Origin of the sequence: Leucobacter soli, from assembly GCF_042659205.1 — a bacterium.
GTDB lineage: Bacteria > Actinomycetota > Actinomycetes > Actinomycetales > Microbacteriaceae > Leucobacter > Leucobacter soli.
In genome coordinates this window covers 1-11958 of the sequence record NZ_JBHSRW010000058.1, presented here as the reverse complement: position 1 = coordinate 11958, position 11958 = coordinate 1, and the positions used below count along the sequence as shown (strand labels likewise).

The following is an 11958-nucleotide window of genomic DNA, read 5'->3' as shown; positions in this document are numbered from 1 at the left end:
CGCATCTCGGGCGAGTACTTCTGATTCATCGTGTTCCATCCTTGCTTGAAGAACGGAACGAAACCCAGGGCGATTCAGATTGCCAGTGGTGGAGGACAGCTACGAGGTGTTTCCACGCGAGGCCCTCCCGGGAGACAAGGTCACGGTGAAGGCAACCTGTCTCTTCGAAGGGGTACCCTGTACGAGACTATTGGTAGGGCTGTTCAGTACCACCGATGATTCCGAGACCGGCGAGCACTACTTGGCGACATCTGAGAGTCCTTTCGGCAAACATGGGAAGTTCGAGCAGGTCTTCACTATCCCTCGAAGCATCCCGCCCGGCGCATACGATTTCGGTCTTTCGGCATTTGCCGACGACATGGCTCTCGGTCTCCAGCTGTTCGATTTCACGGTGTTGGATCCGGACGGTGAGGAGCTGGCGGAGACCGGCTGGTACCCGGGCCGGAAGAAGACGGCAGTCGCTGCGGTGCTCGTGATCCTCCTCGGCGGCGCGCTCATGCTCGCCGCTCGTGGGTCACGACCCTACGCATCGAGGATCGCGTGAACCTCGATCACCACGACCGCGGCATCGTCGCGAGCCGAGCCGTCGGGGGCGCCCGTCACCAGCAGAGGCGCGATACCGGGCCCGAACACCGCGCAGGTCTCGACGCGTTCGCCGCCGCAGGCGCGTAGCCGGCCTGACGCCGGCGGCCGGCGGCACCGACCGCCTGGAGGCTAGACCTTCGGCACCTCGAGGGTGTCGTCGGCGTCGGCGTGCTCCATCCCGACGGGTCCGGCGGCAGCGGCACCGCTCTCGGGTGCGGCGCCGTCGACGGCCTGCGACTCGATGAAGCGGTGCACCTCGATCACGATCACGGTGATGTTGTCGCGGCCGGCGTTGTCGAGCGCGTGCTGCACGAGCGCGTGGGCGGCGCCCTCCGCGCTCTCCCCCGTCCGCAGGAAGTGCTCGATACCGGCGTCGGTGAGCTCCTTGGTGAGCCCGTCCGAGCAGATCAGCAGCCGCTGGCCCGGAATGAGCGCCACGCTGCTGAAGTCGGGCACGGGCGGCTCATTGAAACCGACCGCCCGGGTGATCACGTTCGCGTGCGGATGGTACTCGGCTTCCTCCTCGGTGATGGCTCCCGTGTCGAGCAGGTGCTGCACCACCGAGTGGTCGACGGTCAACTGGGTCAGTTCGCCGTCGAAGTACTGGTAAACGCGCGAGTCCCCGATGTTGAAGACGCGCCAGCTGGGCTGTTCCGGATCGTCGCCGAGCACGACACCCGTGGCTGTGGTGCCCGCACCCAGTTCGCTCTCCCCCGCTTCGAGCTCGATGTCGTCGACCGCGTCGCCGAGCGCCTCCTCGATGTCGCCGTCGCTGATCCGCGTAGCGCCGCCGAGCTCGGCGAGCCTGCGGACCGCGGCGGCCGAGGCGATCTCACCGGCCGAGTGGCCGCCCATGCCATCGGCGACGGCGAAGAGCGGAGGCAGCGTCACGAAGCTGTCCTGGTTCGTCTCCCGACGACGGCCGATTTCGCTGATCCCGTACCAGGAGAGTTCGACCGACGGAGATGCACTCCCGCCCAAGGGGACGCGTTCGCGGAGTCCGGCCTTTCCGCGCGTACTCACCATCGCACCTCGAGAATCACCCGATCAGCTTACCGCGCTGCGGAAGCGGCCGCCGCACCCGCGGTTGCGGGGGCGCCGAGGTCGGTCACCAGGGTCAGCTCGTCCTGCCCCGGGCCGGCAGACAGCTCGAGGTCTGCACCGCGAGCCCACGCGAGCAGATCCTCCCGGCTCCGGATCTCGGGCCGGGAGACGGCGAGACGCCGTACGAGGTCGCCCTTCGCCGCCTTGTTGAAGTGATTGAGCGCGCGCGTACGACCGTCAGGGCCGCGCTGCGCGACGAGCAGCGTGTCGCCGATGCCGGCGGGCAGGGGCGCGAGCTCCGCATAGTCCTTGGAACGCAGATCGAGGATCCAGCCGAGCGCGGGCCAGTCGATCGCGCCGTGCGCCTCGCGCCAGACCTGCTTGAGCGGGGCCGCAAGACCCGGGAGCCGGCTCCCCGCCGAAAGGCGGTAGGCCGGGATCCGATCGGCTGCGCCGAGCAGGCCGAAGAGGGCGGACTGAACGGAGACGTGGGCGGCGAGCCAGGATCGAGCCGCGGGGTCGAGAGACGACGCGTCGAGGGCGTCGTAGAGGACACCGGTGTAGCGGTCGATCGCCGGGAGAGTGCCCGAATCTCCGAGCTGCCGGTTGTGCGCGATCTCTCCGCGGGACTTCTTCCCGAGCTTCAGCGCCGCAGCGGCGGCGTCCTCGTCTGCGCTGAGCGCCTCGAGCGCTGAGCGGACCTCGGTGCGAGCGTCGCCCAGCTGCGCGCGATTCGCGAGTTCGCCGGGCGAGAAGACGCCGCCGCCCCCGGAGCGCTTGGTCTCCGAGGGCGGCAGCAGGATATGCATCGACGAGTACGGCCGAAGCCGACCCTAGACCAGGGCGGCCCGGCTCGCGACGATGGTCACGACGTCATGGTCGACCGAGAGGAATCCGCCCTCGGCGTCGACCGCGATCTTCTCGCCCGAACCCGTGGTCACGCGAACCTCGCCATGGGCGAGCAGCGCGAGCATCGGCTCGTGGCCTCCGAGGATGCCGATCTCGCCCTCGACGGTCTTCGCGACGATCTGGCTGGCATCGCCCGTCCAGATCTCGCGCTCCGCCGAGACGACGCTGACAGTGAGCTTCGCCATGATCAGGCGTTCTCCTTCTGGATCTGCGCCCACTTCTCCTCGACGTCGCTGATCGCGCCGACGTTGAAGAAGGCCTGCTCGGCGACGTGGTCGAACTCGCCCTTGGCGATCGCGTCGAACGACTCGATGGTCTCCTTGAGCGGCACGGTCGAGCCCTCGACACCGGTGAACTTCTTCGCCATGTAGGTGTTCTGCGAGAGGAACTGCTGGATGCGGCGCGCGCGCGACACGGTGATCTTGTCCTCTTCGGAGAGCTCGTCGACGCCGAGGATGGCGATGATCTCCTGCAGCTCCTTGTTCTTCTGCAGGATCTGCTTCACCGTGGTCGCGACGCGGTAGTGGTCGGCGCCCAGGTAACGGGGATCGAGGATGCGCGAAGTCGAGGTCAGCGGATCCACGGCCGGGTACAGACCCTTCGAGGCGATCTCACGGGAGAGCTCCGTGGTCGCATCGAGGTGGGCGAACGTGGTCGCGGGGGCCGGGTCGGTGTAGTCATCGGCCGGCACGTAGATCGCCTGCAGCGAGGTGATCGAGTGACCGCGGGTCGAGGTGATGCGCTCCTGCAGGATGCCCATCTCGTCCGCCAGGTTCGGCTGGTAGCCCACCGCCGAGGGCATGCGGCCCAGCAGCGTGGAGACCTCGGAGCCGGCCTGGGTGAAGCGGAAGATGTTGTCGATGAAGAGCAGCACGTCCTGCTTCTGCACATCGCGGAAGTACTCCGCCATGGTCAGTGCCGAGAGGGCGACGCGGAGACGGGTCCCCGGCGGCTCGTCCATCTGGCCGAAGACCAGGGCGGTCTTGTCGAAGACGCCGGCCTCGTCCATCTCGTGGATGAGGTCGTTGCCCTCACGGGTGCGCTCGCCCACACCGGCGAACACGGACACGCCGCCGTGATCCTGCGCCACGCGCTGGATCATCTCCTGGATCAGCACGGTCTTGCCCACGCCGGCGCCGCCGAAGAGGCCGATCTTGCCGCCCTGCACGTAAGGGGTGAGGAGGTCGATGACCTTGATGCCGGTCTCGAAGAGCTGCGTCTTCGACTCGAGCTGGTCGAAGGCCGGGGGCGTGCGGTGGATGCTCCAGCGCTCGGTCGCCTCGAAGGTCTCGCCCTCGGGCAGGTTGAGCACGTCGCCGGTCACGTTGAAGACCTTGCCCTTGGTGACGTCGCCCACCGGGACGGTGATCGAATCGCCCGTGTCGACGACCTCCTGGCCGCGGACCAGACCGTCGGTCGGCTTCAGCGCGATCGCGCGCACCAGGTTGTCGCCGAGGTGCTGGGCGACCTCGAGCACGAGCTTCAGCGGCTCCTGGCCGTCGCCGAAGTCGATCGTGGTCTCGAGCGCGTTGTACACGGCGGGAATGGCGTCGTGCGGGAACTCGATGTCGACGACGGGGCCGGTGACGCGAGCGATGCGCCCGGCGACCTTGGTGGTGGCCTGATCGGTCATAGTGTTCTCTCTCTTCGTATGCGTGGCTAGTCGGCGAGGGCGTCGGCGCCGCCGACGATCTCGGAAATCTGCTGAGTGATCTCGGCCTGGCGGGCGTTGTTCGCCAGACGCGTGTAGTCGCGGATCAGTGCGTCGGCGTTGTCGCTCGCGCTCTTCATCGCCTTCTGCGTCGCCGCATGCTTCGCCGCTGCCGACTCGAGCAGCGCGTTGAAGAGCCGCGACTCGATGTAGGCGGGAAGCAGACGGTCGAGCACGCTGTCGGCATCGGGCTCGAACTCGTAGAGCGACTCGGGGCCGGTCTCGACCTCGGCGACGCCCTCGACGACCTCGAGCGGCAGCAGACGGTGCACCTCGGGGACCTGGCTCACCATGCTGACGAGGCGGTTGTACACGAGGTGGATCTCATCGACCCCGCCCTCCGCGGCGTCCTTCCCGAACGCATCGAGCAGCGCGTCCGAGATCTCCTTGCCGTTCTCGAAGACCGGAGCCTCCGTGAAACCCGTCCAGGTCCGCTCGGCGGCCCGGTGGCGGAACGCGAAGTACCCCTGAGCCTTCCGGCCGATCAGGTAGTAGCTCACGTCCTTGCCCTCCGAGCGCAGCAGCTCGGTGAGCTCCTCGGCCTCGCGCAGTACCTGCGAGTTGAAGGCGCCGGCCAGGCCGCGGTCCGAGGTGAAGATCACGACCGCGGCGCGGCTGATCCTCTCGGGCTCCGTGAGGAGCGGGTGGTCGAAGTTCGAATGCGTCGCGACCGCCGAGACCGCGCGAGTGATCGCGCGGGCGTACGGCGTGGTCGCGTCGACGCGCGCACGCGCCTTCTGAATGCGAGAGGCTGCGATCAGCTCCATCGCGCGGGTGATCTTCTTGGTCGTCTGGGCAGAACGAATCTTCTGCCGGTAGACCCGAAGTTGCGCTCCCATGTCTCTCCTGTGGTGTTCGAAGCGTGTCAGTCGTGATGAGTGCCGGATCCGGGCGGGCGCCTCGCAGCGCCCGCCCGTTCGCCGTTACTTCTTGACGACCAGCTGCTCCTGCTTGATCTCTTCCTCGGCGAGCTCCTCGAACTGCTCGTTCAGAGCCTGACCGGCCGAGGTGCGGAACTCGAGCTTGAACGCTGCGATCTTCGCCTCCAGGTCGGCGACGGTGTCGTCGTCGAGCACGTTCGTGCTGCGCAGCGTGTTCAGCGCCTCGCTGTTGTTCCCGACGTAGTCGAGGAACTCGCGCTCGAAGCGGAGGATGTCCTCGACCGGGACCTCGTCCAGGTGGCCGTTGGTTCCGGCCCAGATGGAGACGGTCTGCTCCTCGACCGGGTACGGCGAGTACTGCGGCTGCTTGAGCAGCTCGGTGAGGCGGGCGCCGCGCTCGAGCTGACGACGGCTCGCCGCGTCGAGGTCGCTCGCGAACATCGCGAAGGCCTCGAGTGCGCGGTACTGGGCGAGCTCGAGCTTGAGCGTGCCGGAGACCTTCTTGATGCTCTTCACCTGAGCGTCGCCGCCCACGCGCGAGACCGAGATGCCCACGTCGACCGCCGGACGCTGGTTCGCGTTGAAGAGGTCGGACTGGAGGAAGATCTGGCCGTCGGTGATCGAGATCACGTTGGTCGGAATGTAGGCGGAGACGTCGTTCGCCTTGGTCTCGATGATCGGCAGACCGGTCATCGAGCCGGCACCGAGCTCGTCGCTCAGCTTGGCGCAGCGCTCCAGCAGGCGGGAGTGCAGGTAGAACACGTCGCCCGGGTAGGCCTCGCGCCCCGGCGGACGGCGGAGGAGCAGCGATACCGCGCGGTAGGCCTCGGCCTGCTTCGACAGATCGTCGAAGATGATGAGGACGTGCTTGCCGCTGTACATCCAGTGCTGGCCGATGGCCGAGCCGGTGTAGGGAGCGAGGTACTTGAAGCCGGCCGGATCCGAGGCGGGCGACGCGACGATGGTCGTGTACTCCATCGCACCGGCGTCCTCGAGCGCACCCTTCACGGACGCGATGGTGGAGCCCTTCTGGCCGATCGCGACGTAGATGCAGCGCACCTGCTTCGTCGGATCGCCCGACTCCCAGTTCGCCTTCTGGTTGATGATCGTGTCGATCGCGATCGCCGTCTTGCCGGTCTGGCGGTCGCCGATGATCAGCTGACGCTGGCCGCGGCCGACGGGGATCATCGCGTCGATGGCCTTGATACCGGTCTGCAGGGGCTCGTGCACCGACTTGCGCTGCATGACGCCGGGCGCCTGGAGCTCGAGCGCGCGACGGCCCTCGATGTTCGCGATGTCGCCGAGTCCGTCGATCGGGTTGCCGAGCGGATCGACCACGCGGCCGAGGTAGCCCTCGCCCACGGGGACCGACAGCACCTCGCCGGTGCGGGTGACCTGCTGTCCCTCTGCGATGTCGGTGAATTCGCCGAGCACGACGACGCCGATCTCGTCCTCTTCGAGGTTCTGCGCGAGGCCGAGCGTGCCGTCGGCGAAGCGGACGAGCTCGTTCGCCATGACGCCCGGCAGGCCCGCGACGTGCGCGATGCCGTCGGCGGCGTCGATGACGGTGCCGACCTCGGTCTTCTCGGCCTTCGCGGGCTCGTAGGACGACGCGAAGTCCTTCAGCGCGTCGCGAATCTCATCGGGGCTGATGCTGAGTTCTGCCATTTCGTTCTCTCTTGTCTCTTCCGAGGGCCCGGCCCGCGGGGTGAAAAGTCGTTAGCCTGCCAGCTGCAGGCGCAGGTCCTCGATACGCGACCGGACGCTGCCGTCGATCACGTCGTCGCCGATCTGGATGCGGACGCCGCCCACGAGCGCGGGATCGACGACCGTGGTCACGCGGACGGGTCGCCCCGCGCTCTGCTCGAGCAGACCGGCCAGCTTCTCCTGCTGCGCGGCGCTCAGAGGCGCCGCCACCGAGACGGTCGCGAGCTCGCTGCCGCCCTGGTCCGCTGCCACGCGTGCGCTCTCGCGGAGCGCGGCGCCGACGCGCCGACCACGCGGGTTCGCAACGAGATGGGCGATCACGCCGACCGCCGACGCCGAGAGCTTGCCGGTGAAGATGCGCTCCACGAGCGCGACCTTCGACGCGGGATCGCCCAGCTTGCTGCCGAGGCTCAGCTCGAGCTCGTGGCTGCTGTCGATCGTCGCGGCCGCCGCGAGCAGCTCGTCGGCCAGGCCGTCATTGGCGATCGCTTCGGCGCGCAGGCCGAGCTCCTCGACGCCGCCGACCAGCTCATCGGCGTTCGACCAGTTCTGCTCGACCGCGGCGACGAGTACCGCACGAGCGCCGGCCGAGATGCCGCCGAAGAGGCGCTCGACCAGGCCGCGCTTCGCCGCAGCCGCGGAGGAGGCATCGCCGAGGGCGCCCAGCAGGGCCGGCGATCCGGCGATCTGAGCGGAGGCGCTCAGCAGTTCGGCGCCTGCCGACTTGCCGAGTCTGCCGCTCAGAGCCGCCTTCGCCGCGGCCAGAGCCTCGCGTGACGCACTGCCCATTACTTCGCTGCCTTCTCGGATGCCTCGAGATCAGCGAGGAAGCGGTCGACCAGCGCCGACGCCTTGGTGTCGTCGGAGAGCGACTCGCCGACCACGCCGGACGCGAGGTCGATCGCGAGCGTACCGACCTCCTTGCGGAGAGAGACGACGGCGCTCTGGCGCTCGGCCTCGATCTGGGACTGGGCGGTCTGCGCGATGCGGGCTGCCTCGACGTTCGCGTCGTCCTTGGCCTTGGCCACGATCTTCGTGGCGTCGGCGCGGGCGGCGTCGCGGATGTCTGCGGCCTCCTGGCGGGCACCGGCGAGCTGCGCGGTGTACTCCTGCAGCGCGGCCTCGGCCTTCGCCTGGGCCTCGTCGGCCTTGGCGATGTTGCCCTCGATCGCCGCAGCGCGCTCGTCGAGCATCTTCTGCAGGCGGGGAAGGAAGACCTTCCAGAACGCGACCAGCAGGACGATGAAGATGAGCGCCGACCAGACGAGGTCGTAGACCTCGGGCAGCAGGATGTTCCGCGTCTCCGCAGCCGGCTCCGCAGCCAAACTTACTGCGTGAATCATCGGGCCTCCCTTTCGAGACTAGAGAAGGGTGGAGAGCTTAGACGGTGAAGATGAAGTGGGTCGCGATACCGATGAGCGCGAGGGCCTCGGTGAACGCGATACCGATCCACATCAGCACCTGGAGTCGGCCGGCGAGCTCGGGCTGACGAGCCACGCCCTCGATGGTCTTGCCGACGACGATGCCGAGGCCGATGGCCGGGCCGATGGCCGCGAGGCCGTAGCCGACGGTCGAGATGCTGCCCGAGACTTCAGCGAGAACAGACACAGTAGGTGTTTCCTTCCGTTGGTGAGCCCGGCGTGCACCGGGCCCGATTGAGGTTTAGTGCTCTTCAGCCAGCGCGAGCTGGATGTAGACGCCGGTGAGAATGGTGAAGATGTAGGCCTGCAGGAACGCGACCAGGATCTCGAAGAGGGTGAAGGCGAAGCCGACGACTAGCGTCACCGCGCCGAGCGCCCGCAGCGCGCCCGAGACCTCGAAGAAGAAGAACCAGGTGGCGCTGAAGAACAGCACCAGCAGCAGGTGGCCGACCACCAGGTTCATCATGAGTCGCAGCGTCAGGGTGACGGGGCGCAGGATGAAGGTCGAGAAGAACTCGATCGGGGTCACCAGGATGTAGAACGGGAGCGGTACGCCCTGCGGGAAGAGGGAGTTCTTGAAGAAGTTCTTGGGGCTCTTCTTGACGCCGGCGTAGATGAACGTGATGTACGAGACCACCGCGAGCACCAGCGGGACACCGACGACGGCCGAGACACCGATGTTGAAGCCCGGGATGATGCCCGTGATGTTGAACGCCAGGATCATGAAGAAGATCGTGGCGAGGACGGGCAGGAAGCGACGACCGTCTACCTTGCCGAGCAGATCCTCGGCGATGTTCACCCGGACGAAGTCGAGCGCCATCTCGGTCAGCGACTGGAAGCGGCCCGGAACGACCTTCATGTTGCGCGTGCCGGCCCAGAACAGGACGATCAGCACGAGGGCCATGATCACGCGGATGATCATCACGCGGTTCATCTCGAAGGGCGTGCCTTCGAAGAAGATCGCCGGCGGGAAGAAGTCGTCGATCGACGGCGGGTGGAATCCACCGCCCTCCGCAGCGAGAAGGGCCGGGGTCACGAGTTGCACAGCGTTAGAAAACAGCGCCATTCTCCTGATTCGTAGTGCAGCGCGAAGCCGCACGGCGTCGAACGATAGTCGTGCCCCCGAGGCACGTGACGCAGCACAGAAGGCCGCTCGGCCGGGAACATAACGATGCTATCAAGAACTCGGCTCACACGGAAACCGAGCCGCATCCTCCGCGCGCCGACCCCCGGATCCGGGAACGCTCAGGGGAGCTTCGGATCGGAGACGTAGAGCAGCCGGCTCTTCGTCATGATGAAGGCATCGATGACGAGCGAGACGATGACGCCGGCCACGAGGGAGAAGAAGAGGATCTTCGGCTCGAGCCAGGCCTGATCGCGCAGCAGCACCGCGGCGACGATGAACGCAACGAACTTGAGCACCCAGCCACCGACCACGATCCCGAAGAAGAGCGGGACGTAGAGGTCGCTCTCGATGAACCGGTTCGCGAAGGCGATGCTCCCGATCGTGAGTCCGAGGAACACTCCCGCGAAGAGCGCCCCCAGCACCCCGCCGATGAGGCCCGGGGATCCCGCGATCCACCAGCCCACGCCGCCGCAGGCGAGGATCAGCAGCACGGTCGCGATCGCGCCCCAGCGCAGGGCCCGCAGCAGCACCGGCTGCGACGAGGGCAGCCGTCGCTCGGCGCCATCATCGGGTGCGACGGCGTTCGGCTCGGGTTCGGTCACTTGGCGATCCTCTCGTCGGCGGTGTTCTCGCTCCGCGTCAACCGTAGCAAGCCGCGCTGGGTGAGCCATCGGCGCACCCGCACCGCCGGGGTCAGCGTGACGACGAGGCAGAGCACTCCGCCGGTCGCCGCGACGACCGCGGGCCAGAAGAAGCTCTGCGTCGTGAACACGAGCAGGCAGGCCGCGGAGATCATGGCCGTCCAGAGGTAGAAGATGAACACCGCCTGGACTGGCGAGTGGCCCATGTCGAGGAGGCGGTGGTGGAGGTGCCGCCGGTCTGCGGAGAACGGGCTCTTGCCGGCGCGCAAGCGCCGCAGCACCGCGAGCGTGAAGTCGGCGAGCGGCATCGCCAGCACCGCGATGGGGAGGATGATCGGGATGTAGCTCGCGAGCACCAGCTTCTGGTCGAGGGATCCCGGGTTCAACTGCCCCGTCACCGAGACCGTCGAGACCGCCATGAGCAGCCCGATCAGCAGCGCGCCGGTATCGCCCATGAACATGCGCGCGCGGTGCCAGTTGAACGGCAGGAACCCGACGGCCATCCCGACCACCGTGGCCGCCATCAGCGCGGCGAAGGTGATCGACGCGTCGCCGCCGGTCTCGGCGGCGAGGAGCTGCGTGTAGATGAAGAAGACCGCATTCGCGATGATCGCCACGCCGGCCACCAGCCCGTCCAGCCCGTCCACGAAGTTCACGGCGTTCATCACGAGCGTCATCAGGAAGACGGTCAGCACGAAGTTCAGGGCGGGTGAGGCGACGATGAGCGTGTTGCCGAACGGCACCGACACGATCTGCACCCCTTGCCAGGCCAGCAGACCGGCCGCGGCGAGCTGGGCCGCGAGCTTCAGCATCCAGTCGAGATCGAGCAGGTCGTCGAGGATACCGACCAGGGCGATGAGGCTGCAGGCTCCGAAGATCGCCCAGAGCCGGGGCGCTTCGCCCTGCCGGTCGACCAGATCCGTGAAGACGGTCGCCGCGATCATCGCCGCGAGCAGTCCGAGGAACATCGCGACGCCGCCCAGTCGGGGCGTCGGCGTGGTGTGCACGTCCCGCTCGCGCAGTTCCGGAGCGAGCTGCCAGCGGCGGCTGAGCCGGAGCACGCCGAACGAGGCGATCGCCGTCACCAGCGCCGCGACGGCCGCGACCAGCAGGAACGAGAAGAGCATCAGGGCTCGATCGTCACCCGGGGCAGCAGCTCGGCGATCCGTTCGCGGGAGACGCCGCCCTCGCGCAGCACGCGCAGACTGCCGCCCTCCGCGGTCAGCTCGGTGGCGTCGACGATGGTGGATGCGGAGCCGTCGCCGACGACGTCTCCGGCGTCGAGATAGACGGCGATCGAATCCCCGAGCATCTCCCGGGCCTGCTCGATGTTCCGCGCGGCCGGATCCCCGGTCGTATTGGCGGAGGAGACGGCCAGAGGTCCGGTCTCGTTCAGGATCTCGATGGCCAGCGGATGGTCCGGAATGCGCAGCGCGACCGTGCCGCCGGTCTCGCCGAGATCCCAGCTGAGGCTCGGATTCGCGGTGACCACGATGGTGAGCGCGCCCGGCCAGCAGGCCTCGGCGAGCACCGAGACGGGCTCGGGCACCTCTGCGGCGAGCGCCGCGAGCATAGCCGTGTTCGGGATCAGCACGGGCGGCGGCGACTGGCGGCCGCGCCCTTTCGCTTCGAGCAGGCGCTGCACCGCGTCGGAGGAGAATGCGTCGGCGGCGACGCCGTAGACGGTGTCGGTCGGCAGCACGACGAGCTCGCCCCGTCCGATAGCCTGTCGCGCCGCCCGAGCGGCACCGATCAGTTGCGTGCTGTCACTGCAATCGAAGACCTGGCTCACAACCCACGAGTCTATCCCCGAGGCCTGCGCCGCAGCGGCCGCCCCTCGACGCGCGTCCGTTCCTGCCGGATCCGATCGGCGTGCCTCCGCATCGGCCGGGGCGTGTACGCGCGGCCGCTTCCGCCCCGAGCGCAGCGGTGT

General features: G+C 67.9%; 14 protein-coding genes. 1 reads left to right on the top strand and 13 read right to left on the bottom strand.

The window, feature by feature from the left end; translation table 11 throughout:
- Positions 1 to 88: 88 nt before the first annotated feature.
- Entirely contained in the window at positions 89 to 544 is a 456-nt protein-coding gene (locus ACFPZL_RS05725; protein ID WP_218115912.1) for a hypothetical protein, read from the top strand.
- A gap of 170 nt (positions 545 to 714) precedes the next feature.
- On the opposite strand, the gene ACFPZL_RS05720 is transcribed toward ACFPZL_RS05725, so the two are convergent.
- The 13 genes from ACFPZL_RS05720 to ACFPZL_RS05660 form a co-directional block, all read right to left on the bottom strand.
- The gene (locus tag ACFPZL_RS05720) at positions 715 to 1608 is read right to left on the bottom strand and encodes a PP2C family protein-serine/threonine phosphatase (RefSeq protein WP_382334859.1); all 894 of its coding nucleotides are present in this window, start codon (positions 1606 to 1608) and stop codon (positions 715 to 717) included.
- Between the two features lie 29 nt (positions 1609 to 1637).
- Positions 1638 to 2438: a YaaA family protein gene (locus ACFPZL_RS05715; RefSeq protein WP_218115910.1), complete on the bottom strand. Its 801-nt coding sequence runs from the start codon at positions 2436 to 2438 to the stop codon at positions 1638 to 1640.
- 24 nt (positions 2439 to 2462) lie between these two features.
- Positions 2463 to 2723, bottom strand: a complete 261-nt coding sequence (locus tag ACFPZL_RS05710; RefSeq protein WP_218115909.1) for a F0F1 ATP synthase subunit epsilon — start codon at positions 2721 to 2723, stop codon at positions 2463 to 2465.
- Positions 2724 to 2725: 2 nt separating this feature from the next.
- Positions 2726 to 4171, bottom strand: coding sequence for a F0F1 ATP synthase subunit beta (gene atpD, locus ACFPZL_RS05705; RefSeq protein WP_218115908.1), 1446 nt, complete (start codon positions 4169 to 4171; stop codon positions 2726 to 2728).
- A gap of 26 nt (positions 4172 to 4197) precedes the next feature.
- Positions 4198 to 5088, bottom strand: a complete 891-nt coding sequence (locus tag ACFPZL_RS05700; RefSeq protein WP_218115907.1) for a F0F1 ATP synthase subunit gamma — start codon at positions 5086 to 5088, stop codon at positions 4198 to 4200.
- An 84-nt stretch (positions 5089 to 5172) separates the two neighbouring features.
- On the bottom strand, positions 5173 to 6798 hold the full coding sequence (gene atpA / locus ACFPZL_RS05695; RefSeq protein WP_218115906.1) for a F0F1 ATP synthase subunit alpha: 1626 nt from the start codon (positions 6796 to 6798) through the stop codon (positions 5173 to 5175).
- Between the two features lie 51 nt (positions 6799 to 6849).
- Positions 6850 to 7626 carry a F0F1 ATP synthase subunit delta gene (locus tag ACFPZL_RS05690; RefSeq protein ID WP_218115905.1) on the bottom strand — a complete coding sequence of 259 codons (777 nt, stop codon included), beginning with the start codon at positions 7624 to 7626 and terminating at the stop codon, positions 6850 to 6852.
- Entirely contained in the window at positions 7626 to 8180 is a 555-nt protein-coding gene (locus ACFPZL_RS05685) for a F0F1 ATP synthase subunit B (protein ID WP_218115904.1), read from the bottom strand. The genes ACFPZL_RS05690 and ACFPZL_RS05685 overlap by 1 nt, the downstream gene beginning before the upstream one ends.
- A gap of 37 nt (positions 8181 to 8217) precedes the next feature.
- Positions 8218 to 8445 (bottom strand): ATP synthase F0 subunit C, encoded by a 228-nt coding sequence (gene atpE / locus ACFPZL_RS05680; protein WP_187555217.1) that lies wholly within the window; start codon positions 8443 to 8445, stop codon positions 8218 to 8220.
- A 54-nt stretch (positions 8446 to 8499) separates the two neighbouring features.
- On the bottom strand, positions 8500 to 9324 hold the full coding sequence (gene atpB / locus ACFPZL_RS05675) for a F0F1 ATP synthase subunit A (protein WP_218115903.1): 825 nt from the start codon (positions 9322 to 9324) through the stop codon (positions 8500 to 8502).
- Positions 9325 to 9503: 179 nt separating this feature from the next.
- A complete protein-coding gene (locus tag ACFPZL_RS05670; protein WP_218115902.1) occupies positions 9504 to 9986 on the bottom strand; it encodes a 3-oxoacyl-ACP reductase in 483 nt (160 codons plus the stop codon).
- Positions 9983 to 11152, bottom strand: coding sequence for an MraY family glycosyltransferase (locus tag ACFPZL_RS05665; RefSeq protein ID WP_218115901.1), 1170 nt, complete (start codon positions 11150 to 11152; stop codon positions 9983 to 9985). The genes ACFPZL_RS05670 and ACFPZL_RS05665 overlap by 4 nt, the downstream gene beginning before the upstream one ends.
- Entirely contained in the window at positions 11152 to 11817 is a 666-nt protein-coding gene (locus ACFPZL_RS05660; protein WP_218115900.1) for an L-threonylcarbamoyladenylate synthase, read from the bottom strand. The genes ACFPZL_RS05665 and ACFPZL_RS05660 overlap by 1 nt, the downstream gene beginning before the upstream one ends.
- Positions 11818 to 11958 lie beyond the last annotated feature (141 nt).

Excerpts from the sequence above, each read along its gene's own strand:
- atpD (WP_218115908.1), bottom strand. The coding sequence starts at position 4,171 with ATGACCGATCAGGCCACCACCAAGGTCGCCGGGCGCATCGCTCGCGTC.
- ACFPZL_RS05710 (WP_218115909.1), bottom strand. The coding sequence starts at position 2,723 with ATGGCGAAGCTCACTGTCAGCGTCGTCTCGGCGGAGCGCGAGATCTGG.
- atpA (WP_218115906.1), bottom strand. The coding sequence starts at position 6,798 with ATGGCAGAACTCAGCATCAGCCCCGATGAGATTCGCGACGCGCTGAAG.
- ACFPZL_RS05715 (WP_218115910.1), bottom strand. The coding sequence starts at position 2,438 with ATGCATATCCTGCTGCCGCCCTCGGAGACCAAGCGCTCCGGGGGCGGC.
- ACFPZL_RS05690 (WP_218115905.1), bottom strand. The coding sequence starts at position 7,626 with ATGGGCAGTGCGTCACGCGAGGCTCTGGCCGCGGCGAAGGCGGCTCTG.
- ACFPZL_RS05700 (WP_218115907.1), bottom strand. The coding sequence starts at position 5,088 with ATGGGAGCGCAACTTCGGGTCTACCGGCAGAAGATTCGTTCTGCCCAG.
- ACFPZL_RS05685 (WP_218115904.1), bottom strand. The coding sequence starts at position 8,180 with ATGATTCACGCAGTAAGTTTGGCTGCGGAGCCGGCTGCGGAGACGCGG.
- ACFPZL_RS05665 (WP_218115901.1), bottom strand. The coding sequence starts at position 11,152 with ATGCTCTTCTCGTTCCTGCTGGTCGCGGCCGTCGCGGCGCTGGTGACG.
- atpB (WP_218115903.1), bottom strand. The coding sequence starts at position 9,324 with ATGGCGCTGTTTTCTAACGCTGTGCAACTCGTGACCCCGGCCCTTCTC.